At 64.0% G+C, this 25,231-nt stretch carries 26 protein-coding genes; 6 read left to right on the top strand and 20 right to left on the bottom strand.

Annotated elements, in window-relative coordinates; all coding sequences use genetic code 11:
- Positions 1-389: 389 nt before the first annotated feature.
- From ACWPWT_RS19625 to ACWPWT_RS19585, 9 genes are all read right to left on the bottom strand, one after another.
- Positions 390-980 (bottom strand): DUF305 domain-containing protein, encoded by a 591-nt coding sequence (locus tag ACWPWT_RS19625; RefSeq protein ID WP_220149845.1) that lies wholly within the window; start codon positions 978-980, stop codon positions 390-392.
- The gene (locus tag ACWPWT_RS19620; protein WP_454281080.1) at positions 980-1,711 is read right to left on the bottom strand and encodes a PepSY domain-containing protein; all 732 of its coding nucleotides are present in this window, start codon (positions 1,709-1,711) and stop codon (positions 980-982) included. Before ACWPWT_RS19620 ends, ACWPWT_RS19625 begins: the two co-directional genes overlap by 1 nt.
- Before the next feature lie 46 nt (positions 1,712-1,757).
- Positions 1,758-2,324, bottom strand: coding sequence for a c-type cytochrome (locus ACWPWT_RS19615; RefSeq protein WP_239017979.1), 567 nt, complete (start codon positions 2,322-2,324; stop codon positions 1,758-1,760).
- A gap of 86 nt (positions 2,325-2,410) precedes the next feature.
- Complete coding sequence (locus ACWPWT_RS19610; protein WP_114688983.1) at positions 2,411-3,667, bottom strand: copper resistance protein B; 1,257 nt, start codon at positions 3,665-3,667, stop codon at positions 2,411-2,413.
- Positions 3,664-5,727, bottom strand: a complete 2,064-nt coding sequence (locus ACWPWT_RS19605) for a copper resistance system multicopper oxidase (RefSeq protein ID WP_114688984.1) — start codon at positions 5,725-5,727, stop codon at positions 3,664-3,666. Before ACWPWT_RS19605 ends, ACWPWT_RS19610 begins: the two co-directional genes overlap by 4 nt.
- Positions 5,728-5,868: 141 nt before the next feature.
- Positions 5,869-6,192: a sulfite exporter TauE/SafE family protein gene (locus ACWPWT_RS19600; RefSeq protein ID WP_147276298.1), complete on the bottom strand. Its 324-nt coding sequence runs from the start codon at positions 6,190-6,192 to the stop codon at positions 5,869-5,871.
- A gap of 75 nt (positions 6,193-6,267) precedes the next feature.
- Complete coding sequence (locus tag ACWPWT_RS19595) at positions 6,268-6,855, bottom strand: RNA polymerase sigma factor (protein ID WP_454281054.1); 588 nt, start codon at positions 6,853-6,855, stop codon at positions 6,268-6,270.
- Positions 6,856-6,869: 14 nt separating this feature from the next.
- Complete coding sequence (locus ACWPWT_RS19590) at positions 6,870-7,310, bottom strand: periplasmic heavy metal sensor (protein WP_454281053.1); 441 nt, start codon at positions 7,308-7,310, stop codon at positions 6,870-6,872.
- Positions 7,307-7,576: a hypothetical protein gene (locus tag ACWPWT_RS19585; RefSeq protein ID WP_114689003.1), complete on the bottom strand. Its 270-nt coding sequence runs from the start codon at positions 7,574-7,576 to the stop codon at positions 7,307-7,309. Before ACWPWT_RS19585 ends, ACWPWT_RS19590 begins: the two co-directional genes overlap by 4 nt.
- A 126-nt stretch (positions 7,577-7,702) precedes the next feature.
- Here ACWPWT_RS19585 and copC point away from each other — a divergent pair, with 126 nt between their 5' ends.
- From copC to ACWPWT_RS19570, 3 genes are read left to right on the top strand one after another with little or no spacing between them, the layout of a single operon-like run.
- The gene (copC, locus tag ACWPWT_RS19580) at positions 7,703-8,071 is read left to right on the top strand and encodes a copper homeostasis periplasmic binding protein CopC (protein WP_454281052.1); all 369 of its coding nucleotides are present in this window, start codon (positions 7,703-7,705) and stop codon (positions 8,069-8,071) included.
- A gap of 4 nt (positions 8,072-8,075) precedes the next feature.
- Positions 8,076-9,002, top strand: a complete 927-nt coding sequence (gene copD, locus ACWPWT_RS19575) for a copper homeostasis membrane protein CopD (RefSeq protein ID WP_454281051.1) — start codon at positions 8,076-8,078, stop codon at positions 9,000-9,002.
- Between the two features lie 52 nt (positions 9,003-9,054).
- The gene (locus ACWPWT_RS19570; protein ID WP_114688990.1) at positions 9,055-9,324 is read left to right on the top strand and encodes a flagellar biosynthetic protein FliQ; all 270 of its coding nucleotides are present in this window, start codon (positions 9,055-9,057) and stop codon (positions 9,322-9,324) included.
- Between the two features lie 469 nt (positions 9,325-9,793).
- Here ACWPWT_RS19570 and ACWPWT_RS19565 read toward each other — a convergent pair whose 3' ends face one another.
- The gene (locus ACWPWT_RS19565; RefSeq protein ID WP_454281050.1) at positions 9,794-9,916 is read right to left on the bottom strand and encodes a hypothetical protein; all 123 of its coding nucleotides are present in this window, start codon (positions 9,914-9,916) and stop codon (positions 9,794-9,796) included.
- Positions 9,917-9,967: 51 nt separating this feature from the next.
- Here ACWPWT_RS19565 and istA point away from each other — a divergent pair, with 51 nt between their 5' ends.
- Together istA and istB are read left to right on the top strand one after the other, a co-directional pair.
- Entirely contained in the window at positions 9,968-11,479 is a 1,512-nt protein-coding gene (istA, locus tag ACWPWT_RS19560) for an IS21 family transposase (protein ID WP_078462179.1), read from the top strand.
- Positions 11,466-12,194, top strand: coding sequence for an IS21-like element helper ATPase IstB (istB, locus tag ACWPWT_RS19555; RefSeq protein ID WP_062127353.1), 729 nt, complete (start codon positions 11,466-11,468; stop codon positions 12,192-12,194). Before istA ends, istB begins: the two co-directional genes overlap by 14 nt.
- A 259-nt stretch (positions 12,195-12,453) precedes the next feature.
- Here istB and cyoD read toward each other — a convergent pair whose 3' ends face one another.
- From cyoD to ACWPWT_RS19505, 10 genes are all read right to left on the bottom strand, one after another.
- Complete coding sequence (gene cyoD, locus ACWPWT_RS19550) at positions 12,454-12,834, bottom strand: cytochrome o ubiquinol oxidase subunit IV (RefSeq protein WP_454281049.1); 381 nt, start codon at positions 12,832-12,834, stop codon at positions 12,454-12,456.
- A complete protein-coding gene (locus ACWPWT_RS19545; protein ID WP_454281048.1) occupies positions 12,831-13,484 on the bottom strand; it encodes a cytochrome (ubi)quinol oxidase subunit III in 654 nt (217 codons plus the stop codon). The genes cyoD and ACWPWT_RS19545 overlap by 4 nt, the downstream gene beginning before the upstream one ends.
- A complete protein-coding gene (gene cyoB, locus ACWPWT_RS19540) occupies positions 13,481-15,487 on the bottom strand; it encodes a cytochrome o ubiquinol oxidase subunit I (protein ID WP_454281047.1) in 2,007 nt (668 codons plus the stop codon). The genes ACWPWT_RS19545 and cyoB overlap by 4 nt, the downstream gene beginning before the upstream one ends.
- 2 nt (positions 15,488-15,489) lie before the next feature.
- On the bottom strand, positions 15,490-16,332 hold the full coding sequence (cyoA, locus tag ACWPWT_RS19535) for a ubiquinol oxidase subunit II (protein ID WP_454281046.1): 843 nt from the start codon (positions 16,330-16,332) through the stop codon (positions 15,490-15,492).
- A gap of 374 nt (positions 16,333-16,706) precedes the next feature.
- Entirely contained in the window at positions 16,707-19,097 is a 2,391-nt protein-coding gene (locus ACWPWT_RS19530; protein ID WP_454281045.1) for a membrane-bound PQQ-dependent dehydrogenase, glucose/quinate/shikimate family, read from the bottom strand.
- Between the two features lie 156 nt (positions 19,098-19,253).
- A complete protein-coding gene (locus ACWPWT_RS19525; RefSeq protein ID WP_454281044.1) occupies positions 19,254-20,357 on the bottom strand; it encodes an ABC transporter permease in 1,104 nt (367 codons plus the stop codon).
- Positions 20,354-21,415 (bottom strand): ABC transporter permease, encoded by a 1,062-nt coding sequence (locus ACWPWT_RS19520; protein ID WP_454281043.1) that lies wholly within the window; start codon positions 21,413-21,415, stop codon positions 20,354-20,356. The genes ACWPWT_RS19525 and ACWPWT_RS19520 overlap by 4 nt, the downstream gene beginning before the upstream one ends.
- A gap of 68 nt (positions 21,416-21,483) precedes the next feature.
- A complete protein-coding gene (locus ACWPWT_RS19515) occupies positions 21,484-22,494 on the bottom strand; it encodes an HlyD family secretion protein (RefSeq protein WP_454281042.1) in 1,011 nt (336 codons plus the stop codon).
- Positions 22,491-23,981 (bottom strand): TolC family protein, encoded by a 1,491-nt coding sequence (locus ACWPWT_RS19510; protein ID WP_454281041.1) that lies wholly within the window; start codon positions 23,979-23,981, stop codon positions 22,491-22,493. The genes ACWPWT_RS19515 and ACWPWT_RS19510 overlap by 4 nt, the downstream gene beginning before the upstream one ends.
- Positions 23,978-24,394 carry an acyl-CoA thioesterase gene (locus ACWPWT_RS19505; protein ID WP_454281040.1) on the bottom strand — a complete coding sequence of 139 codons (417 nt, stop codon included), beginning with the start codon at positions 24,392-24,394 and terminating at the stop codon, positions 23,978-23,980. The genes ACWPWT_RS19510 and ACWPWT_RS19505 overlap by 4 nt, the downstream gene beginning before the upstream one ends.
- 174 nt (positions 24,395-24,568) lie before the next feature.
- Here ACWPWT_RS19505 and ACWPWT_RS19500 point away from each other — a divergent pair, with 174 nt between their 5' ends.
- Positions 24,569-25,150, top strand: a complete 582-nt coding sequence (locus ACWPWT_RS19500) for a hypothetical protein (RefSeq protein WP_454281039.1) — start codon at positions 24,569-24,571, stop codon at positions 25,148-25,150.
- Positions 25,151-25,231 lie beyond the last annotated feature (81 nt).

Genomic DNA, 25,231 nt, shown 5'->3' with positions numbered 1-25,231 from the left:
CAGAATACCCCGAAGGTCTTACAGTTCCTCCGAGCGCTTCCAGACAGCAGGCATCGCAGACTATACAAATATAAGTTTCAAGCCTTAGCAGAGGTCCTTCGCGGCGGCTGAATACAAGTGGTCACGCCCGCCCGCCTAGTCTTTACGGCGGGTCGTAATCTCTTCCAACTAGCGCGCGAGAAGGTCCCTATCCCTCACGTTCGCGCTCAAAACCTTATACGCGGCCCGAGGGTCCAACCCTCATCGGCCATGCAAAATTCACGGGAAAGGGGAGGGCGCACGCCCATCAACCCTGGCCGCTTGCCAGCGGAGAGCGGCGCCCGTCCTATCCCGGACGGCCGCCGCCCCAGCCTCACGCGACAGCGTTGGTTGCCCCGGAGCGGACCCGTTCAGCGCATCGGCTGAAGGCTATTGATGCCGGTGCTTTCGTCCGTTTCAGGTGGCGGAGGAGCAACGCCCTTGTCGCGATAGGACGGCAGGTCCGGCGCACCGTCAGGCGTTGGTTGCGCCTCGAGTTTGGCGATCATTCGCTTCATCTGCGTGATCTCGCGCACCTGAGCGTCGATGATGCCATCAGCAAGTTTGCGGACCTCGGGGTCCTTGATGTGTGCCCGCTCGCTGGTCAGGATCGCGATCGAATGGTGCGGGATCATCGCCTTCATGTAAGAAACGTCGTCAACCGTTTCCTGGCTGCGGACCAGCCAGAGCGCTGCGGCGAACACCACGACGCTTCCACCCAGGATGAAGGCGTTGGTTCGCTTGTTTCTGTACATCGACCACATGAAGCCGACCATGATGAGCGCCATCGTCGAGCCCATGACGAACGCCATCCAGAACCGCGTTTGGCTAAATTCGATGTGACCGAGCGCATAGACGTTGACGTACATGAGGCCGAACATCACGACCGTGGAGGTCGCGATCATCGCTGCGAACCGGCCATAGCCCATGCCCATGTTCATTTTATCGTCGTTGTGATCCATCACGCATTCCCTTGCTGAAGACGGGTTTGCCCCCCGGCGTTACGACGCGACCGCTTCGGCCAACGCATGTAGAGAAGCACGGCGCCGCCAAGCCAAAGGGCGAGGCCACCGAGCGCGAACCCTAGGAGCCACGGCGTGTTGAAGTCCTCGTGGTTCTTCCAATCCATGATATGGAGGCCCCAGAAGAAGTCGTAGAGCCGCCACGTGCCGGTCCTCACCGCCACAATCCGGCCAGTGTCGGCCGTGACGAAGACACGGGTGGAATCCGGATCCGTGAACGTCACCCGCCAGGCGGGAAGCGGGCCGCGATACTCGGCGCTGGCGCGCTTGATCAGCTCCACCGTCGCCCTCGGTCTGCCTTCGCCGCGCCAAGCTGTCCTTGCGACAGCCTGGACCTGGGCTGCGGTCGGGGCGGGTAACAGTATCCCCGTCCTCGCATCGAATAGCCGCGCCCCTTCAGCCGTCGCCACCTCGGCCACTGGGCGGCCAAGCCACATGCGGTAGGTCACGGAGTTGATCGGCGTTCCACTCGCCGCGATGATCGCTGAGGGCGACGCGAGCACGACGCCGCCAGGCAGGGACGCGACGGCCTTGCGGTCCACCAGGTGATCTCCATGCACACGATCGATGGGCAAGAAGCTCATCAACGCGCCACTCATGAACCATAAGAGGAGCTGCGCACCGACGATGATCGCGAGCCACTTGTGAGTGCGGCTCGCAAGAAGGTGCAGCCGAAGTTTGGTGCTTCTCAGGGTCGGCTCTCCATCCGTGCCGGGCTCATTTCATGCCCGGCATATCCTTCATCATCTCGTCGTGGTCGGCAGGTGCGCTCGCGACCAGCGACTTGTACTGTTCAGGCGTCATCCCCGGGAGCTTGCGCACGAACGCTACCATGTCCCAGATCAGCGGATCAGAATGGGTTTTCCCCCAAGCGGGCATAGCGCTGAGCTTTACCCCGTGCTTGATCGTCCAAAAGGCCTCCGCCGGATCGTGCGTATGCTCGGCTTTGGCCAGCTCGGGCGCGCGCGGGTAAAGACCCTGGCTCATCTCGCTTTGCTCAACGCCTGGACCGAGGTGACAGCCAGAGCACATCTCACCGTAAAGTCCGGCGCCGATCCGGACGCGCTCGGGGGCGTCAAGATCGGGTGGGGGCTTGATGCCACGCGCACGCACAGTGATCGAGCGATCCCGCAGCGTCTCGAGCAGTGCAAAGACCGGTCGCGTGTGCGGCTGATCCGCCGCAACATCATAGACGCCGAGGTAGATGAACACTGCCGCGCCTATGGCTACCAGCGTTGTCAGCACGGCGACAAAGGACAAGCTCGGCAGGTGCCGTCGCAGCATGCCAGACCTCTCCCTTTCCATGCCTTTCCATGCCTTTCCCCTTTTATCGGTTAGCTAGAGGCTAATCTTGCAGCGTAAGAGCGACCTCAGAACCACATGCGGACGCCGGCAACGATGCTTTTGGACGTGGCCTTGTCGCCCTCCGCCCGAGCATAGCGGGCGGTGTCGCCAAACCGACGATCCCACGACACGCCGATATAGGGCGCGAACTCACGTCTGATCTCGTAGCGAAGCCGCAATCCCAATTCGGCATTGCTGAGGCCTGATCCGATACGATTCTCTGGCACATCCTGAGCGGCGAAGTTCAGCTCGGCACGCGGTTGCAGGACCAATCGCTGGGTAACGCGTTGATCGTAATATCCCTCTAGCCGGCCTAGCACGTCGCCCTTGTTGGACAGGAACAGCGCCCCTTCGAGTTCAAAAAACCCGGGTGCCAGCCCCTCCACTCCGACAGTGGCGTAAGTGCGCTTCGGCGATGGTCCTAAATCCTGCCGGACACCTGCCTGTAAGTTGAAATAAGGGCCGATCGCCCGGCTATAGAGCGCTTGTACCTCTGCACTTTCGATGCCCTCGCGAAAGGCACCTTCGCCCTCGGACTTGACGAACAGGCGGTTGATGTCCCCACCGAACCACGCTTCTCCATCCCAACGATAGCCATCGCGGCCGTTGCGGAACTGGTACTCTGCAAGGTTCAACAGCACCTGGTTGAAGTTTTGGCCGCCGTGATGCTGCTGAAGATGATGACGGCCCATCGCCATCGCGTCGGAGCCATACACATTGTCAGCGGCATGGTCCGTCGGGAGCGGGGGAGGCGGTGCATTTCCCGCGGGGAGCGCAGTGCCTGTCTGCTGCATACCCTCCATCGCCATACCCGGCATCCCGGGCATTCCCTGCATCTGGCCGCTGCCCTGGTCAGCCGGCATCGTCATGCCCGGCATCGTGGAATGATCCATGCCTTGCATCGGCTGCTGCGCGCCCTGGGAAGGCGTCTTATCGCTTCCGGGCATCTGCATCCCCGGCATCGATTGCATGTCATGCTGAGAGCCTTGCGGGGCAGCTTGGCCCATGCCGGGCATGGTCGAATGATCCATGCCCGACATGGCTCCGTGATCCATGCCCTTCATACCTGCCATCGGAGCAGCGGTCCGCTTTCCGGGCGCCGTCTTCCGTCTGGTCGCGACCTTAGCCTTGCCCTTCGTCGCGGCCTTTGCCGCCGGTTTCTTCTTGGCCGGCATAGGCATCGTCATGCCCGGCATGTTCATACCTTGCATCGACTGAGCCGCGGCGGGAGCGGCGATGCCAAGCACGGACGTGGCGGCGAGCGCCGAAATCAGCCGATTCATGCGGCCGCTCCTTCAAGCGGCCGAACGGTCACAACACGCATCATGCCCGCGGTCATGTGATAGAGATTGTGGCAGTGGAACGCCCAATCCCCCGGTGCGTCGGCGGTGAGGTCAAAGGTCATCTTGCCTCCGGGCGGCACGTTGACGGTGTGCTTGCGCGGTGCGTGGTCGCCGTGGCCCGTCACCAGCTCGAAGAAGTGGCCGTGGAGATGGATCGGGTGCGGCATCATCGTGTCGTTCACCAACGTGACCCGCACACGCTCGCCGTTGCGAAACGGAATGGGATCGGCCGGATCGCTGAGCTTCTGGCCGTCAAACCCCCACATGTAGCGTTCCATGTTGCCGGTCAGGTGTATCTCCAATTGACGCGTTGGGGCACGCACGTCCGGGTTGGGCTGCAGTGCCATAAGGTCGCGGTAGGTGAGGACACGATGATCCAGGTCTTCCAAACCCTGAGGCGGTTCGCCGCTGCGATCCTTGGGCATGGGAGAGATGGTCTGGACGCCCGGTCCCATCTTGACCCCCGGGGCATTCTTCGGGTCACGCATGTCCATGCTCATGCTGCCGCCTGAGCCATGATCCATGCCAGCCATGCCGCCGGCTTGGCCAGAGCCGCCCTGCATGGCGCCGTGGTCCATGCCGGCCATAGAGGCACCGCCTGCCGCCATCTGGCTGTGATCCATTCCGGCCATGCCGGACATGCCCATCTGCCCGTGATCCATGCCAGCCATGCCGGACATGCCCATCTGACTATGGTCCATGCCGGCCATGCCTGCCGCCGCTGCCCCTACCGCGACAGTTCCGTGATCGGTCGGTGCCTTCCAGCCAGTGAGCTTCCACAAATTGCGCGAGGCATTCTGCACCAAAGTGGGATCCAGCCCGCGCTCCTTGACCGGGCTCTCGTCCGACATGCCGGACATGCCCTGCATGCCCCCCATGCCGCTCATGTCCATGCCCATATCGGTCATGGTCAGCAGCTTGCGCGGGCGAAGCGGTGGAACCGGAGCGACCATCCCTTCGCGCGGAGCGAGCGTCGCCCGGCCCATGCCCGAGCGGTCGATCGCCTCGGAAACAAAGCTGTAGGCCCGGTCCTCGGGGGTCACGATCACGTCAAACGTCTCGGCAACCCCGACCTGAAACTCGTCAACCTTGACCGGGCGCACATTCTGCCCATCCGCCTGCACGACCGTCATCGGCAGGTCGGGAATCCGGACGTTGAAGTTGGTCTGGGCTGCAGCATTGATGATCCGCAAGCGAACGCGCTCGCCCGCCTTGAACAACCCGGTCCAATTGTCATACGGGCCATAGCCGTTAACCAGAAAGGTGTAGGTCGAGCCGGTCACGTCGGCGATGTCGGCGGGGTCCATCCGCATCTTACCCCACTCGATACGATCCTTCAGCTTCATCTCCCGGCCTGCAAGCAGACCGGCAAGCGTCGGGCGCTGATAATTGAAATAAGCGCCGCCCATCTGCTTCAGCTTGCGAAAGATTTCCGCGCCGGTCATCTGGCTGTGGTCGGACAGTACGATCACGTGCTCGCGGTCGAACGCGATCGGATCGGCACCTGCCGGGTCGATCACGATCGGGCCGTAAAGGCCGTCTTGCTCCTGCTCACCCGAGTGACTGTGATACCAATAGGTGCCCGACTGGACGATCGGGAACTCGTAAACGAAGGTCGAGCGCGCCTTAATGCCGGGGAAGCTGATGCCGGGAACCCCGTCCATCGGGAACGGCACGAGCAGCCCGTGCCAGTGAATGGAGCTGTCCTCGTCGAGATTGTTGGTAACGGAAAGGCGAACCTTCTGCCCCTCCTTCAACCGGATGAGAGGGGCCGGCACAGTGCCGTTGACGCCAATGGCGGGCGTCGATTTGCCGTCGACAGGAAGTTTGAAACTGTCGATCGTCAGCGCAATGTCGGTGCCGCTGACGGTCGGGAGAGGTTTTACGATCCCGCCCGACACGGGCTGAGCCCAAGCGGGCATATAGGCGCTTAGCGCCATGCCGCCGCCCACCAGGGCGGCGCCGCGCAGCACTTGGCGACGATCGATATTGCGGCTCATGCAGTCCTCAAGGCTCCCGAAGAGAATGTCTCTCTAGCCTTGATACGCGCCGCAGCGCGCCGCCCCTCATCACTTTCGATCGAGGAGCGGCAGTGCTCGCTACCGTCTCCCTGTCATCGCCTAGCGAAAGGCTCGGGCGGCTTAGTAGCCGTAGCGGCCGGCATAATCCCGGTCGTGGTCATAGCCGTGCTCCCTCCTGAGATCGCGGTGCTCGTCGCGGTGCTCATGGCGTAGGTCACGATGAAGCTGACGATGTTCGCGGCGCGTCAGCCCGTAGGCGTGCGCCTCGGCATGCTCATCCTGGAGGGCATCGTGGTCGTCGTGATGCTCGTCGCGCAGTTGCTGGTGCTGCCCGGCGTGTCGCCAGTCGCGTTGATACCGCCAATCTTGATCGTAGGCCATTGCGGGAACGGCAATGCCAACGGTTAGTCCTAGTCCCAGCGCAGCCTTGCTGAACAAATTCATGACACCTCTCCTCACGGTGAAGAGACTTGGGCCGTCGCTCTTGAACCGCCATTGAAGTCGATCGTAACGGTCTGTTCATGCCGGGGCGGAACGACCGCTCGCGGCAAGCCTGTCCGCCAGGGTACGCCGCGCCCGATAGAGGCGGGTCTCTACCGCCTTTTCGCTGATCCCTAGGACATCTGCCGTCTCGGCCTGGCTAAGTCCTTCGATCGTACGAAGCACCAGCGGTTCCTTCAGGTTCGCCGGCAAGGCGGAAATAGCGCGCGTAACTCGGTCCAGCTCCTGTCGATCGCTGGCAGCATCGTCGATCCCCACCTGATCATCCGCGACCGCCTCGGCCTCTGGGCCGATCGGGGTAGCGAACGTCAGGAAGCGCCGCACGGTCCTCTTGCGCCCCCAATCACGACATTTGTTGATCGCGATCGCCGACAGCCAGGCACGCATCGAACGATCGCCGTCGTAGCGGGATAGAGCGTGATGAGCTGCGACGAACGTCTCCTGCAGCAAATCCAGCGCCTCGTCGGCCTCGCCGACGCATGCGCGCACGACGCGGAAGACCGACTGCCGATGGCGGCGCATGATTTCGGCGTAGGCGGCTTGCCTGCCCGCAATGCTGAGTGTCGCCAGCTCCGCGTCCGATAGCGTGGTCCAGTCGAGGCTCATCGATCCGGCGCGGCTCAGCGCTGATCGTCGGTGAGCGCCTTCACCACGGCCTGGTCGAACTGGGCAGTCTGATTGGGTCTCAGAAGCTGCCGCATCGCGAAAATGTGCGCAAGCGTCGCCTTCTGAAGCTCACCCATGATTGCGTGGCTACGGTCGACCGCCGCAGCAACTCGCGGTCCATTCCCGTGTTCGGTTTCGATCGCTTCGGCAAGCCTGGCGTTGTCCGCCCTCAATTCCAACTCGAATGCGCGCCGTTGAACGGCGAAACGCTGCTCCAAAACCGCCAGGCGCGCTTCCTGATTAGCATCCAGCGCCAGCTTGTGATGCAGCACGTCGTGCAGCTCCGATCCCGGCCGCGCACGCGCCGGGATTAGCGCTCGCCCTACGAACACGCCAATGATTGCCGCGATGAAGCACGCGAGGACCCCAAGCAGGAAGCGGGTGCGCCCGCTCATGGCTCGCCAACGAGCAGCGTAGAAGGGGCAAGGGGCGATACCGGTCCTAGGGGGGATAGCGACGCCGCACTGGCCTCCTTCGCCGGTACGCCGGCGCCGAATATGCCCATCACGAGCGCCGCCGTGATCGCCATTGCGCCAATGCCCATCCCGGCGCGCGCAGCCGGGCGTACGGCGATGCGCGCGAGCACGCGGTCTTCAATCCCATCAAGGCTCGCAGGCGTGGGTGCCTGCGCCAGCCTCATCAATACTGCGTCGAGGTCCATGTCGTTCACTCCACCCCTCTAGCATAGATTACGCAGGCGATGCCCCTATCCCTCAAATCGGACCGTGAGGGGTCCGCGAGCGGCACGCGTAATGAATGACAGGAACCCTCAGTTGAAAGGCCCCACATGCGTCGCGTATCTGTTCTCACTGCTGCTGCCGCTCTCGTCATGGTTGCCGGCACGGCGAATGCGCATCCCAAGCTCGTCTCAGCATCGCCGGCCGCGACCGCGACGGTTGCGAAACCCGCTCGTCTCCAACTTCATTTCAGTGAGAAGCTTGTTCCCGCCTTCTCCAAGGCCGATCTGATCATGGCCGCAATGCCCGGCATGCCGGAGATGAAGATCGCCAGCACCGCAGCGCTTGCCTCGGATGGCAAAACCCTCGTCGTCACGCCGAAGGCGCCACTCCATCCCGGCCGCTACAATGTCGCTTGGCATGTCGTCTCGACCGACACGCACAAGGTCGCTGGGACCTACGCCTTCGCGGTGAAGTAAGACGATGAGTGACTGGTCGCTGATCGGCGTCCGCTTCGCGCTTTATCTGACGCTGGCGGCGCTGTTTGGCCTCTCGGCATTCAGCCTCTACGGCTTGCGTCTGCGCGAGCGCGGCAGCGCGCTCGCGCTTCGCCCATGGCTTGTTGCCAGCGGCGCCCTTGGCCTGCTGTTCTCGGCCGCCTCGGTTGTGATGATGGCCTCGTCGATGGCAGGGACGCCTGTCTGGCCGGTTGACCATGAAGCGGTCACCGCGCTGCTCACGGGGTCTGCCATTGGGGCGGCATGGAAGCTTCGCATGGTCATGCTCGTCCTGGCGACCGTCGCGGCAATGTTCGCGGCCGGCCGCACCGTCTGGCTAAGCGCCGTCGCACTTTGTTCAGCGGTCGCTCTCGCGACGCTCGCATGGACCGGGCATGGCGCGATGGATGAAGCTGCCATGGGCTGGGCTCATCTCATCGCCGACATCCTTCATCTGCTTGCCTCGGGTGTGTGGGTTGGCGCGCTGCTTGGGCTGGTCCTGCTCGTTTCCCGGCCCGCGGCGCGCGTCGACGCGGCGCACCTCGGGCTGACCCATCGAGCACTGCACGGATTCGGCGTGGTCGGAACGATCGTGGTGGGAACGATCGTTCTTACCGGTCTCGTCAACGGATGGATGCTGGTCGGCGTCGGCAATCTCACCATCCTCGCCACAACGCTCTACGGCCAGCTCCTGCTCGCCAAGTTGCTGCTGTTCGCCGCGATGCTGGGGCTCGCCTCCCTCAATCGCTTCCGGCTAACGCCGGCTTTCGAGCGGGCAATCGCCGTTGCCGATCAGAGGCGCGCCCTTGGCGGGCTTCGGGCGAGCCTCGGGATTGAGACTGCCTGTGTTGTCGCGATCCTCGCGCTGGTCGCCTGGCTTGGAACACTCGCTCCTCCTGCATCGGCGATGTGATGCACAGCCGGGGCACCCTCGTGCTTCCCGGCTTGCCAGGCTCCCACGCCTGATGGATCAATCGATCCTCCTCGACGAAACGGGCAGGATGCTGGCCGTGACAGGCCTGATCTGCGTCGTGCTGCTTGTGCCGATGATGATCATAGGGCTGATCATCAGCATCATTCAGGCGGCGACCTCGATCAGCGAACAGACATTGAGCTTCGTCCCCAAGCTGATCGCGTTGGGAGTGTGCCTAGTTGTATTCGGAAGCGCGGCAGTAGAATTGCTGACGAAGTTCACCGGCGAGCTGTTCGCCGTGATCGCGCGAATGGGGCAGTAGACCCCGCAATGCGCGGGCGGTCGGACCACCCGCGCACGCGCGGCCTAGGCTGCCATTCTGTCGCAAGCGTCGGCGCACCTGCGGCACGCCGCAACGCACTCCTCCATCCCATCGAGCCCTTCGCAGCTCGCTGCGCATGCCCGACAGATCTCGGCGCACTCACGGCAAATATGCTGATGGTGAGTGGACTTGCGTGCCATAAAGTCGATCGCGACGGCGCAAATCTGTGCGCAATCGAGCATGATCTTGAGGTGCTCGGGCGCGGCGTGCTGTCCGCCCATCTCGAGGCAGTGGTTCATCGCCATATGGAGACAAGTCACGTGACATTCGTGGCAGGCGTCCATGCACGCCTTCATGTCAGGGTCGATCTGGTGCATCGGTCTTTCTCCGTCTGAGCCCCCGCCCACCCTTATATACGCACCCTGCGCGAAAACCCCTTGTCGCCGGCTTCCTGCAGCGTAGCTCAGCACTACATCGTCCAGCGGCCGAACAGCGTCGCGAGAATGATGCCGCCCGCCAGCATCAACTGTGGATCGGCGTGGAAAAGGGACCCCGTTAGCGGGGTGATCGGCGTCGAAAAGGGACCCCTCATCCTGGTGTTCTAGGCTGTTCGCTTGGCGGTGTGTCAGGCGGCGAGATCGGGATGCTGGTATTGGAGACGGTGTTGAGGATCCGGCGCGAGCACGCGTCGGGCAAGGCCATCAAGGCGATAGCGCGGGACCTGCACCTGTCGCGCAAGGTGGTGCGCAAGGCGATCCGGGCGCCGGAAGCGGACATGGGTTATCGGCGAGAGGTGCAGCCGCTGCCGAAGCTGGGGCCGTTTCAGGCGCGACTGGATGCGTTGCTGGAGGAAGATGAGGCACGGCCGCGGCGCGAGAAGCTGCGCCTCACGCGCATCCACGACCTGCTGCTACGCGAGGGGTTCGATGGCTCGTACGACGCGGTTCGCCGTTATGCGGCGCGCTGGCGGCAGGCGCAGCGTCGCGACGTGATGAATGCGCCGGCGTTCATCCCGCTGCTGTTCCGGCCGGGCGAAGCTTACCAGTTCGACTGGAGCCACGAGGACGTCGAGATCTCGGGCAAGCCGATGCGCGTGAAGGTCGCGCATGTCCGGCTGTGCGCGTCGCGGGCAATGTATGTGCGGGCCTATCCCCGCGAGACACAGGAGATGCTGTTCGACGCGCATGCACGGGCGTTTGCTTTCTTCGGAGGCGTGCCGACGCGCGGCATCTACGACAACATGAAGACGGCGGTGACGAGCGTGTTCACCGGCAAGGAGCGGGTCTTCAACCGTCGCTTCCTGGTCATGGCCAACCATTACATGGTCGAGCCGACCGCCTGCTCGCCGGCGTCGGGCTGGGAGAAAGGTCAGGTCGAGAACCAGGTGCAGACCGCACGCGGTCGCTTCTTCCAGCCGCGCCTGCGATTTACCGGCCTCGAGGAGTTGAACGGCTGGCTGGAGGCGGAGTGTCGGCGCTGGGCAGAGTTGCACCAGCATCCCGAGCAGAAGGAGCTGACGGTCGCCCAGGCATGGGCAGCAGAACGGGCGGTGCTCCAGCCTGTTGTCGCACCCTTCGACGGCTTCCACGAGAGCGAGCATGCGGTAAGCGGCACATGCCTCATCAGCTTCGACCGCAACCGCTATTCCGTTTCTGCCAGGGTGGTGCGACGTGCCGTCCAGGTCCGCGCCTATGCCGACCGCATCGTCGTGCGCTGCGACGGTGAAGTCGTCGCCGACCATCCCCGGTTCTTCGGCCGCGACCGGACCATCTACGACCCGTGGCACTATCTGCCGGTGCTGGTGACCAAGCCGGGTGCCCTGCGCAACGGCGCACCGTTCCAGGGCTGGGAGTTGCCGCCTGCGCTGGCACGACTGCGGCGCAAGCTTGGCACCGGCGACGATGCCGACCGGCGGTTCGTGCGGGTGCTGGCAGCGGTGCTCGACGACGGGCTGGAGGCGGTAGAAGTGGCCGTGCGCGAAGCATTGCTGGCCGGCGTCGCCAGCGACGACGTCATCGTCAACATCCTGGCCCGCCGGCGCGAACCGCCGCGACCGCTGACTATTGTCACGCCAGAAGATCTGGCGCTGCGCCATCCGCCCCGTGCCGACTGCAACCGCTATGACAGCCTGCGAGGTCTCCATGCAGCGGCATGAGATGATGACGGCCATGGCCGAGTTGGGGCTGAAGGGCATGGCTGGCGCCTTCGACGAGGCGGTCACTACCGGTCTCCAGCGCAAGCGCACGACCATGGAGGTCCTGACCGACCTGCTGCGTGCCGAGGCGACGCACCGCCATGCAGCCTCGGTCCGTTACCGGATGTCGGCCGCCAGGTTACCCGCGGTGAAGGACCTCGACGCCTTCGTCTTCGGCGACACTCCCATCAACGAGGGACTGGTGCGCTCGCTGTACAGCGGCTCGTTTCTTCCGGGCCAACGCAACGTCGTGCTGGTCGGTGGAACGGGTACCGGCAAGACGCATCTCGCCACCGCCATCACTGCCAATGTGGTACGAGCCGGCGCCCGCGGACGCTACTTCAACACAGTGGACCTGGTGAACCGGCTCGAGGAGGAAACGCGCCTCGGCAAGGCCGGCACGCTGGCGGCCCAGCTTTCGCGCCTCGATCTCGTGGTGCTCGACGAGCTTGGCTACCTGCCGTTTGCACGCTCGGGCGGTCAACTGCTCTTCCACCTCGTCAGCAAGCTCTACGAGAAGACCTCGGTCATCGTCACCACCAACCTGGCCTTTGGTGAGTGGCCGACCGTCTTTGGCGACCCCAAGATGACCACCGCGCTGCTCGACCGCATTACCCACCATTGCGACATCGTCGAAACCGGCAACGACAGCTGGCGCTTCAAACATCGAAGCTGAAGCCTGGGGCACCGGCAGAGAACGCTTCGTGCTGGTTGCGCCTCCGGTCGGGCTACGCCCGCCCTACGCCGCAACCAGCACGAACAGTGCGCCCGTCATACCCGTTACGCTGCTCGACGAAGGGGGTCCCTTTTGCACGCCGATAGGGGGTCCTTTTTGGACGCCGATTGACAGACATGGTCGGCACGCCCATTTGAGCCGGAAGACGATCCGGCTGTGCGTGCTGGTCCGATCACCATGCCGCATCGACACCCCTCGCTTACATCGATGGCATGGCGGCCGACATCAGGTTGTGATCGAGGTGGCTCATGATCCAGATGGAGCCAATCAGGACGAGACCGATGATCAGCACGCCAAACGCAAGCGCAAGGACGTTGTTGGTGTTGTCAGGTCCAGTCGCGATATGCAGAAAGAAGACGTTATGGATGCCCATCTGCGCCACGGCCAGGGCGATTAGCGCAACCGGGATACCCGGACCGTAGATGAAGCCGCTGTTTACTGCTAGGAACGACGCAGCAGTGAGGATGGCGGCGAGCAGGTATCCGACAAGGTAGGTCTTCACCTCAGCACGGACATCAACCTCGTCGCTGTTATACTTTCCCGGCTCGCGGTCGTCGTCAGAACTAGCCTGGTCGTTCATCCGGCGACCCCCAACAGATATACGGTAGTGAACAAAGCGACCCAGATGATGTCGAGCGCATGCCAGAACAGGCTGAAGCATGCGATGCGGCGAACGATCTCCTGGCGGAAGCCTTTCGCGTATACCTGCGCCATCATCGTCGTGAGCCAGCTCAGGCCGAGCGCGACGTGAATGCCATGACATCCGACCAGTGCGAAGAAGGCGGACAGGAAGGCGCTGCGCTGCGGTCCGTGACCTTCGCCGATCAGCTTGAGAAACTCATAGCCTTCCAGCGCAAGGAATCCGGTGCCGAGTAGCGCCGTTATCGCCATCGCCACCTGAAACCACCGCTGGTTCTGCACGCGGGTCGCGATGCCTGCCATTCCGCATGTGAGACTCGATGTCAGCAGCAGGGCCGTCTCGGCGCCGACTAGCGGCAGTTCCACGATGTCATGCGCGGCGGGGCCGTTCGCGGTGGCCTTCGCCAGTACCGCGTATGCCGCGAAGAAGCCGGTGAACATGATGAAGTCGCTAAGCAGGAAAATCCAGAAGCCATACGCGACGACGATTTTCTCGGGCGCAGGGCCCCGTTCGCTTCGCGGAACGTCGCGGCCCAGCTTGTGGGGATCACCTTTTCCCGCGTGCCGTTGGCGGGCGGCTACAGCGCTCATGCAGGGTTCTCTGCGGGGAGGTTGAGCATCCTGGCCTTGGCCGCGCGGCGCCTGTCATCGAGGTGTTTGGCCCGCTCCGCGCTGACCTCGTATTTGTTCTCGTCGCGCCACGCGAACGCAACGAAGGTCGCCCACGCGCCCAGGAAGCCGACGAGGACCAGCCACCAGATATGCCATACGGCCGCAAAGCCGATGGCGGTGGTGAAGAACGCGGTGACGAAGCCGGTGGGCGAATTGCGCGGCATCGAGAATGCGGCATAGTCTGGTCGCTCGGACAGCTCGCGGCGTTGGTGCGCCTGCAATTTGAGATCCCAATAGGATTCCTCGCCCTCAACATTGGGGAGTGCGGCGAAATTGAACGGCGGGGGCGGTGACGTCGTGATCCATTCCAGGCTGCGGCCATCCCACGGGTCGCCGGTTTCGTCGATCAACATCTCCCGCTGGCGGATCGAGACGTAAAGCTGCATCGCCTGACACACGATTCCGCCGGCGATCAATGTCGCGCCGAACGCGGCCAGGACCAGCCAAGGGTGCCAGCCGGGAACGTCGTAGTGCTGCATGCGCCGCGTCATGCCCATCAGCCCGAGCACATATAGGGGCATGAAGGCGACGTAGAAACCCGTCACCCACAACCAGAAAGCGGCTTTGCCCCAGCCATCGTGCAGGCGGAACCCGAACGCCTTGGGAAACCAATAGTTGTAGCCCGCGAAGGCCCCGAACAGCACGCCGCCGATAATGACATTGTGGAAGTGTGCTACGAGAAACAGCGAATTGTGTAACACGAAGTCGGCGGGTGGAACTGCGAGCAGTACACCCGTCATCCCGCCGATGACGAAGGTGGCGATAAATGCCACGGCCCACATCATCGGGACGTCGAAACGGATCCTGCCACCGTACATCGTGAATAGCCAGTTGAAGACCTTCACGCCCGTTGGTACCGCGATAATCATCGTCGTCACGCCGAAGAAGCCGTTGACGTCCGCGCCGGCCCCCATGGTGAAGAAATGGTGCAGCCACACCATAAAGGACAGAATGCAGATCACCATCGTGGCGATGACCATCGATCGATAGCCGAACAACGGCTTGCCGGAGAAGGTGGACACCACTTCGCTAAATATGCCGAAGGCGGGAAGGATCAGGATGTAGACCTCGGGGTGCCCCCAAGCCCAGATAAGGTTGACGAACATCATCTGGTTGCCGCCAAGCTCGTTGGTGAAGAAGTGGAACCCCAGATAGCGGTCGAGCAACAGCATCGCGAACGTCGCCGTGAGGATGGGAAAGGCCGCGACGATCAGCAGGTTGGACGCCAGCGACGTCCAGCAGAACATCGGCATACGCGTGTAGCCCATGCCTGGCGCACGCATCTTCAGGATCGTGGTGACCAAGTTCACGCCTGAAAGCAGCGTGCCAACGCCGGATATCTGAAGCGCCCATAGGTAATAGTCCACGCCCACACCGGGCGAGAAGCGCAGCTCCGACAAGGGCGGGTAGGCGAGCCAACCGGTCTTGGCGAACTCGCCGACCACCAGGCTGACGTTTACCAGCAGCGCGCCGCTGGCGGTCAGCCAGAAGCTGACGTTGTTCAAGGTCGGAAACGCGACGTCGCGAACCCCCAGTTGCAGCGGCACGGCGAAGTTCATGAGTCCCACCATGAACGGCATCGCCACGAAGAAGATCATGATGGTGCCGTGCGCGGAAAAGATCTGATCATAGTGATCCGGCGGCAGGTAGCCCGGGTTGTTGAACGCGATCGCCTGCTGACTGCGCATCATGGCCGCGTCGATGAAGCCGCGGACCAGCATCACCAGGGCGAAGATGCAATACATGACCCCGATGCGCTTGTGGTCCACGGAAGTGATCCACTCGCTCCACAGATACGGCACATGCCCGGCGCGCCACGTCCATAACAGTGTGGCGAGCAATGCGCCCCCGACGACGGCGGCCGCGACGAGAGGAATCGGCTGATCCCAGGGAATCGATTGGAGGGTGAGCTTGCCAAGCATGCTCAATCCTCCCTGCCTGCACGGTCAACCTCGTGAACAGGTGCGCCCGCATGTCTGACTGCCGCCTCGAAGAAGCGAGGCGGCACGCTGCTATAGACGACGGGTGCGAAATTCCCCTGTTGCTTAGCAAGGGCGAGATAGCTCTGCCCGTTCAACACAGGACCTTGCCCCTTTGCGCGCGCCGTCCATGCGGCAAAGTCCTGGGCGGGGACGGCGTCCACGATGAAGCTCATGTTGGAAAAGCCCTCGCCGCTGTAGTGCGCAGATAGGCCGCGGAACCGGCCGGGTCGATCGGCCATAAGGTTGAGTTTCGCCTCCATGCCCGCCATCGCGTAGATCTGGCTGCCGAGCTGCGGCACGAAAAAACTGTTCATCACAGTTCCGGACGTGATCCGAAAGCTGATCGGGACGCCCGCTGGTATAACAAGCCGGTTGACGCTGGCGATGCGCTGCTCGGGGTAGATGAAGAGCCACTTCCAATCGAGCGCAACGACCTGAATGGTAATCGGCCGTTGCCGCGAGGCAAGCGGGCGTTGCGGATCGAGTTCATGGCTCGCGACCCAGCCGATGCCACCCAGAAAGATGATGACGAGCAACGGCACCGACCAGACCAGAAGCTCCAGCTTTCCAGAGTACGCCCAGTCTGGGCGGTACCTGGCACGCGTGTTGGACGCGCGAAACCACCAGGCAAAGGCAACCGTCGCAATGATCACCGGCACAACGATGCCCAGCATGATCGCCAGCGAATTTAAAAGCAGCGTCTTTTCGCCAGCGGCGACCGGGCCGGCCGGATCGAGCGTCGCGGGAGCGCAGGCGCTCCCGAGCGCCAGCGGGAGCGCGACCATGGCTCGCCGCGCGGATCGCGTCAGCACGAGCGTGTGGCCCGATCAGGAGAGGATGCTGGATCGGTCGTTAAAGGCGGACAAGTCATGGCTTCATGCCCTTTGTCCTAGAGACGAAGGGGAACCCGGCGCCGGGCTGGTAGCGCGCGGACTGACCCCGTCCCGGCGGGGCGATGCGTTCGAACTGCTAGTCGGTCGAGCCAGCATCAGTCAGACGTTGACGACCGTTGAACGAGCCGGGCGGAGCGCAAGGCAAGAGCCGCCGACCGGCTCCTGCCTGCGCTCGACGGCTTCGGCGCCCCTGCCCTGGCACCGGGCGTCCAGACCAGCCGCGATCTCATCCAGGCAAGGCCGCGATCCAAAGCGTCGCATTCTCATCATCGCGGTAGCGCATACGCCACCAGGGCATCGCTGGGCGTCGTCTTCATAAAGTGATGGCCCCCTGCCATGATGACGAGATATTCCTTCCCGTTCTGCTCGTAGATCATCGGATTGGCCTGTCCGCCGCCTGGCAGGACATCGCTCCACAATGTCTTGCCTGTTCTGATGTCGATGGCCCGGATCAGGTTGTCCGTGGCCGCCGCGATGAAGACCAAGCCCGAACGGGTCACCACGGAACCGCCATTGTTTGGAGTCCCGATGGACATGGGCAGGAAGGAGGGTATGCCGAACGGACCATTCCTCCGTGCCGTTCCGAACGGGCGATCCCACACGGTCTTGCCAGTCCGAAGGTCGATGGCACGGATGCCGCCATATGGCGGTGCGGTGCAGAGCACTCCTGTCGGCATCGTCCAGCCCGCATTCACGAGAATGGCATAGGGTGCCCCGGTTTGAGCTCCGTTGCCTTCTGCGCCGGATCCGCCTGCGGCTCTCGGATCCCCGATCGGGTATAAGTCCTTCTTGTCCGCAGTCGTTCGGGAAATCAGCTTGTTGTAGTTTGCGGTCAGGTTGTAGTTTGCGATCATCACGCCGCGATACGGGTCGATGGCGACGCTGCCCCAGTCGGAGCCGCCGTTATAGCCAGGCCACTCGATATTGTATTGGCCGGCGCGCGGCGGCGTATAACGCCCCTGATAGGCCGCACGTCGAAAGTTGATCCGGCAGATCATCTGGTCGATGGGCGACAGCCCCCACATGTCCTTCTCGGTGATGTCCGGATAGGCGAGGCTGTGGAAACCCGAATAGGGCTGCGTCTTCGAGCGCAGTCCAGGCTCGGCGCCTCCGCCGGGCGCCGGCCGCTCCTGCACGGGATGAAGCGGCCGGCCCGTGGCGCGATCGAGGATGTACATCTCGCCTTGCTTGCTCGCGACGAGAAGCGCTGGAACGCGTCCACGAGGCGTCGGATACTCGATGAGACTGGGCTGGGAGCCAAGGTCATAGTCCCAGACGTCCGCGTGGACCGTCTGGAAGACCCATCGGGGCTTGCCGGTGTGCACGTCGAGCGCGACGATCGCCGAATTGAACTTCTTCTCCTCGGCGCTGCGCAGGCCTGTCCAATAGTCCGCCGCGGAATTGCCCATGGGGATGTAGGCGAGACCGAGTTTCTCATCGCCGGCCGCCGTGGCCCAACTGTTGGGCGTGCCGAAGGAATAATATCCGCCCGAAGGAGGCGCCTTGGTGACCTCCGGCTGGTTGATGTCCCAGGCGAAGGCCAGCTGGCCGGTCACTGCATCGTAACCACGAATGACACCCGAGGGCGCCCAGCGGCGCTGCCCGTCAGTAACCTGCTGACCGGTGACGATGATCCCCTGCACGATCAATGGCGGCGCCGTGATGGCGGCCGTGCCGGGGATGAGCGGTTTCGGAGCCGCGTTCAGGCTCTCCTTCTGACCGAGACCCACCCGCAGGTCGGCCTCGCCGTTGGCGCCGAACATCGGACAACGCCGCCCGCTCGCCGCGTCGACGGCGATGAGGCGCATGTCCAGCGTGCCTTCGATGATCCGTTCGGCACAAAGCGCGCCGGCAGGCTGGTCAGGCACTTTGTAGTAAGCGACTCCGCGACAGGCGGCGGTGTACGGCACCCACTTCTTGTCGACGTGCGGATCGAACGACCAGATCTGCTGACCGGTCGCGGGGTCGAGCGCGAACATGCGGTTCATGCCCGTGCACCCGTAGAGACGATCGCCGATCTTCAGCGGCGTCAGCTCGGATCCGAACGCTTTGGGAATGTTCCGGGTATGGTAGGTCCAGGCGAGCTTGAGGGAGCCGACGTTTCCGGCGGTGATCTGTGACGAATCCGAATAACGCTGGGCGCTGGCACCGCCGCCATAGGCCCCCCACTCGCCGCGAGCCGGGCCATTGGCGGGGCTGTCGAAAAGGGCGGCCGAGGCCATCGCGATCTGGCCGGGACGAGGCTCTTCTACCACGAGGACTGCCGCGGTGGTAGCGACGAGCACCGCCGCGAGAGAGAGCAGACCGTAGTTTCGGACGCGCCGTGCCTTCGAGATCGGCAGCTGGGGCACGAGCAGGAGCGCGAAGAACATCAATATGGCCGGCCCGGCCAAGCGCGGCACCAGAGACCAGCCTTTCAGCCCAACCTCCGAGAATGACCACAACAGCGTGAAAAGGAACGCAAAAGCGTAGACGTACAGCCCCAAGGGCTTTCGGCGGATGAAGAGCAGGCCAGCGACCGCAAGCAGGACGCCGACGATAACGTAATAGGCGCTGCCTCCCAGAGAGACGAGCCAGGCGCCCCCTGCGGCGAGGATGAGCCCGATTATGCCCAGGAGTGCGCCGAACGCTACTCGACCGATCCGACCTGCATCCACAATCGTCTCCGCTCTTGCTCTAGCCTTCAAGATCAGACTGCTGAGGCCATGTCCATGACGATATAAACCGCTTGGTTTACCTAATCAATGCGTGGCGCTCTGACATCCGGATTATCTGGCTCGACCCGGGTAGGTCAGGACAGGGGGCCACGCTCCTCATCTGCTCGACCGGCCGCCGATCACTCGCACCCCCGCAGCTAACCCGTAGATCAGCGCCAGCATCGCAAGCCGCGCCATTCCCCCCGAAACATCGGTGATCGAGGCGCCCATCTGGTTCAGCGGCACAAAGGTATGCACGCCGGGCGTCGAGGGGGCGAGGGAGGCGAGCAGCTGGACGAACCGCGGCATCTGCCCCAGCGGCCAGGCCGTCCCGGTCAGAAAGAACAGCGGCACCGATGTGGGTGCCAAGATGACCATCGCGCGTTCGGAGCAGTCGAAAAAGCTGCCGATCCACAGTCCCAGAGCGGCGACGGCCGTCGCGAACAGGGGCACCGCCAACAGCAGTGCCGGCAGGTTCTCGTTCGTAGGCACGTCCTGCAACCAGAAGATCAGGCCGAACAGGAACAGGCAGTTCAGGATTCCGACCGACGCAAGCGCCGCCAGGCTGCCGACAAATTCGAGCGGCCGCATCCGCCAGCGCCCCTCGCGTCGGCGGCCGCCCATGAAGGTCGCGGCGCCGAACAGCAGCGTCTGCTGCACGATGATAACGGCCACGGCCGGAAAGACATAGCTCTTGTACCCGCCGGTACGGTTGAACAGGGGCTCGGCCGTCACCTTGATCGGTAATCCCGCCCGCACCGATTGGCCGCCGGGAAGAAGCCGCTCTGCGGCCAGGTCCTCGACGACCGAGGTAATTGCCTCGCCGATGGTGCTGGCCCGCAGCAGATAAGTGGCATTGACCCACACCCCGATGCCCGCGCCTGGCGCGCCCGTGCGCAGCTGGCGCTCGAGCCCTTGGGTGACGAGGATGACGCCATCCGCATCACCCCGGCGCATCCGCCGGCGCGCCTCGGCGACGTCCGACGCCGTGGCAACGATCTCGACCGCGCGGGTCGCGTCGAGGTCGCGAACCATGGCGCGGCTGAGCGCGCTGTTGTCCTGGTCCACGATGATGACCGGCAGCCGCTGCGCCGTCTCGTGCGCGTAGGGCGCCGGGTAGTAGAAGCCGTAAAGCGCAACGGAGAGCAGCATGGTGCTGAGCAGGGTGCGCGATCGCAGGATAGCGCGCCATGTCCCGACAAAGGCCTGGCCGAAGGTCATGCGCGGCGGGCCTGCCGGGCGATCAGCAGGACCGCGATCCCGCCCGCGATCACGACATAGCCCAGCAGCGCCAGCGCCGGGGAAATGGCCGCCGTTGGCGCGAGGTCGCTGATCTGGCCCATCTGCAATGCCACGTAATGAGTCAAGGGCAGGACGTTGCTCCAGAAGCGGGCGAAGAGATGGGCGCCGTTGAGCGGCAGCGTCGCGCCCGAATAGGCGAGGGCCGAGCCTGCATAGACAGCGCTCGCCGACAGGGCCGTCGCTGTCTCCCGCGTCGCGGCAATCAGCAACGAGGAGATTGCGGCAGTGGCGGCATAGAATAGCGTCTGTGCAGCGACGATCAGGGCGATGCTCCCGTCGACGCGCCAGCCGCGGCCCAGCGTAAGGTAGAGCAACCAGACGACGCCCCATAGGCTGACCACCGCCACATAGGGGAGCATCTTGCCGACCAGCGCCGGCGTGATCCCGCCGCTTTCCGACGCCCATCGGGCAAGGGAGCGGCCTTGCAGTTCGCGCCCGAGCGCCAGGGCACACACACACGCCGTCAGCAGGTGCAGGACTGCGGGATAGATCAACAGGCCCAGATACCATTCAAAGCTGGACGCCGGATTGCCCAGGGCGGTCGCCTCGACCACGATGCGGCGGGTGCGGACCGGCGGCAGGCCATGGGCCGACAGCTGACCGGCGATGATCGCGGGCGCCGCATCCTGCATCGCCTCCTCCACGCCGCGCGCCAACAGCATGCCCGCGGACAGGAAGCTGGCATTGTAGAGCACGCGCACCACGGGTGTGCGATGTGTCCGCAATCCTTCGCCAAGGCCGGCCGGCAAGTGGATGAAGCCCATCGCATCGTCCCGCCGGACGTCGCGCACGGCCTGTTCCTCATTGGTGCGGTAGGTGGTGACATGAATCATGGGAGACGCGTCGAGCACGCGGATCATCTCGCGGCTTGCCGCGCTGCCGTCGCTGTCGACGACTATCAATGGCACGTCGCGCATTGCACCGTGCCAGAGCATTGCCGAAACCAGAAACAGCAGGATCGCGGGCATCACGATCAAGCCGACGAGATCCCAGCGGGAATGCCGCAGGTGCCACAGCTCCCGGCCCAGAGCCCGCCGGAACGGGCTCATTGCGGCCAGTCGAACAGGACGCTCATGCCCGGACGCAGGCCCTTAATGGCGCTCACCGGGCGCGCGCGCACTTCAAACGAGCGCACGTCATAACCGGACGCTTCCCGCGTCGCGCGCCAGGTGGCGAAATCCCCGCGCGGCGCGACCAGATACACTTTGAAGTCGGCGTCGCGCCCGAGCGCCGGGACGTGGCCGTGCAGGATATTGCCCACCGCCATACCGCGATAATGATCCTCGCGCAGATTGAGCGAGACCCAGGGGTGATCGATGTCGATAACCTGATAAGCGGGGATGACCGGGCTCACCACCTCGCCCGGCTGGACGAGCTTGCGCGCGATCTCGCCGCTGATCGGGGACAACAGCCTCGTTTCCTGCCCGAGTGCATTGGCGGTCCGCAGCGCGGCCTCGGCGATCCGGACCTGTGCGTTGACGGCTGCCTTGCTCTGCGGCCGGGCGCCGGCGATCGCCTTCAGATATTGCTGTCGCGCTGCCTCAGCGTATCGCGCGCTGCTGTCCCGCGCGGCCGCGGCTTCATCCCGGCGCTGCGCCGCGACGACACCCTGCGCGTAGAGATTGGCGGTACGGCGGCTGGTCACCGCGGCCAGTTGGGCCGCGGCCTGCGCCGCCTGCCATGTCGACCGCAGCGATGCGATATCCTCGCGCCGCGCTCCTTCGTCCGTTTCCGAAGCGACGGCGCGCGCTGCCTCGAGCGCCCCCTGCGCCTGCGCCTGCCCGCCGGCGATCTCGGGGCTGGACAGGGTTGCCAGCAGCGTCCCCGCGGCGACCCGCTGGCCTTCATCCGCAACCAGCCGGTCGACGCGCGCCAGCGCCTTGGTCGCGACGTTCACCTCGTCAGCGTCGACCATGCCCTGAAGCTGTTCGGGCGCGGGCCGGCTTGCGAGCCACAGGCCGACGACGATCGCCGCGAGAAAAAGGAAAACCGCAACGACGACCAAGGCGGCCAGCCGCTTGCGCCGCCGCGGTTGCGCGGACTCGGCCTCGTTCACTTACCGTCCCCCAGATGTCGATCCGCACGGGCCATGAAACCTGAAAATTCATCGACCCGGTGACTTGCCGCCAGCAGCCCCGCCAGCGTCAAATCATATTCATACGCGGCGGCGATCCGTTGCGTTCGCGTGGTGGACAATACCGCCTCCGCATCGACCAGCGCAGACGATGGCGCCTCGCCTTCGGCGAAGGACAGCTGCTGCACGCGCAGATTCTCTCGCGCCGCAGCCAGGTTGCTGTCTAGCAGCAGGTACGACCGCCGCGCGCTTTCGACGAGGTTCCATGCGCGCACTATTTCGCCGGCCACGTCCTTGCGCGCCTGGGCAGCGGCATCGGCCGCCGCCCGTTCGCGTTCGCGCGCCGCGTCGAGTGTCCTGCGGCGATCAAAGTTGGACAGAAGCGTATAGCGTATGGTCGCGCCGACAATCCAGTCCGGCTCTGTCGGCAGCGCGTTGTCGCGGTTCGCGTTATAGCTGCCAAAGGCGAACGCCTGTGGGCGATAGCGTGACTTCGCGAGATCGACGCCGGCCCTTGCCACTGCCCGGGCTGCGTCCGCACCCTGGGCGCGGGGTGTCGCGTCTACACCGCCAAGAAACGTGCTGGCCGGGGGCAGGGGAGCGGACTGGACGAAGAGCGGCGTGGTGGGGACGACGCCGGTCGGCTGATCCAGAAGGCGCGCGAGCGCGTCGGCCGCGGTCGCTTCCTCCAGCACGGCGCGCTCATGCGCGCGCTGCGCCGCGTCGCGCGCCACCTGGACCTGCAACACGCGGGCATGGGGAATGACGCCGTTCTGCTCGAGCTTCTGCGCGTCCGACAGGTGACGGTCGAAGCTTTCCAAGGTTTCGCGGGTCGACCGGGTGAGTTGCGCAGCAACCTGTTGGCCGAAATAGGCGCGTACCAGCGACACGCGCGAAAGGTCGCGGCCCCCGGCCTGCTTGGCACGCGCGATGCCGACCGCCGCCTCAGCGCCGTTCTGCACGGCCGGGATCGCCCCGCCGGTGTAGATCGGCATCACGGCAGTCACGGCAGGTCGAAAGACCGTGTCGCGCGTCTGGTACTGGAGGCTGTCAGGGATGGCGGCGAAGAGGCCGGGCAGGGCCGAGCCGACACGCTGCGTCACCTGCGCGGTAATCTCCTGGAAGCCGGCCGGAAACTGACCTGGCAGCTCCCCTAGGAAATCGGTGGTCGAGCCGATCGCGTCGTTCTTCGGACCGGTCAGGTCGACTGTCAGCGTCTTCTGGTACTCGATGACGCTTGCGGAGGTACTGATAACGGGACGATGCAGGGTACGGGTGGCGGCCGCGAGCGCTTCGGCCGCACGCACCTCGTGATCCTCACCGCTCAATCCGGGCGACGCCTTGTCGATACGCGCGAGCGCGGCATTGAAGGTCAGCGCCGGCGGCTGGCCCACGTCCTGCGCCGCGGCCGCTGCGGGCAGGGCAATCGCCGTCGACGACGCAAAAATCAATTGACCAAAGAACTTCATTTCGAACGGTCATCCCGCCCGAAGAAGAGTTGCCTGACGTTCCGCGCCACGCGAACCGGCCGATGGGTTTCTGAGTCGAGGCTGCACCAGCTACTCTTAACCTCGGCAAGCACGGTTTCACCCCGCGTAATCAGGGTCGTAAAGAACGCGCGCACACCGAACAGGCGCTCTGCGACGGTCTCCACGATCACGCCATCCCCCAGGAAGGCCGGACGGCGATACTCAATTTCGTGCTTTAGCGCGACCCAGGCGATCTTTTGCAGTGCCTCCAAGGGGGCGCGGCTCTCCCAATGCGCAACGACCGCCCGCTGCACCCAAGTCAGATAAACGGCATTGTTGACGTGCCCCATGTGGTCGATGTCGTCAGGGTCGACCCGGACCTCGTAACGATGCTTGCCACTGAGAGCGGTCATAGGTTCCTCCTGCCACTTGCGACGTTGACAGAGTTAGTCATCATTTAGCCGATATTGTCAGCAATGACAATATCGCAATCCCAGGAGCGACGACGCCGGCGTGCGCCCGAGGTCATCCGTAAGGAGGCGATCGCCGTAGCTCGCCATATTCTTGTGTCCGATGGACCCTCGGCTGTGACGCTGCAGAGCGTTGCCGGCGCTCTTGGAATGGCGCACGGCAACATCACGCACCATTTCGGATCGGCGGCGAACCTTCAGGCTGCCTTGGCCGACACGCTTATCGCGGATCTGCTCACGACGGTGGTGAGCGGCACCGGAGATCTGCGCGCCGGCGTGATTAGCGAGGCCGATCTGGTCGCCATCATCTTCGACGTTTTCGAGGAGAGCGGCGTCGGCCGACTGTTCGGCTGGTTGGCCGCGCAGGGAAGTCCGCATCTAGCCCCGCTTTATAGCCGCCTTGGCCGTTTGCCCGACGTGTTGGCGTCGGATTCGCAGGACGATTCGGCTTTCACCGCGGATGAACTCCCTGCCGTCATTGCGACGCTGGTCGTGTCGGCTCTAGGCGCCTCATTGATCGGAAGGGAATTGTCGGACTCCCTTGACCTTCCGTGGTCGTTCATGCGGACCCACGCCGCAGCCGATCTGCGCGCGAGACGGGTGACCGCGCGGGCGCACAAGCCGGATAGGACGAGATGCGAGAACCCTGTCGCTGACAGCAAGCCCGGACTCAAATGCGCCATAGGCTCGGCTGCTTGAGTGATACGACGGCGCCGGCGTTCACGACAGTTCGGTCTTCTTCGTCAAAGTTTCGGTCGAACGACTGCGCCGCTGATCTTC

The sequence above is a fragment of the Sphingomonas sp. Marseille-Q8236 genome (assembly GCF_965112005.1).
Note: the sequence above shows the minus strand (reverse complement) of the source record. Positions and strands in the feature narration are given on the sequence as shown.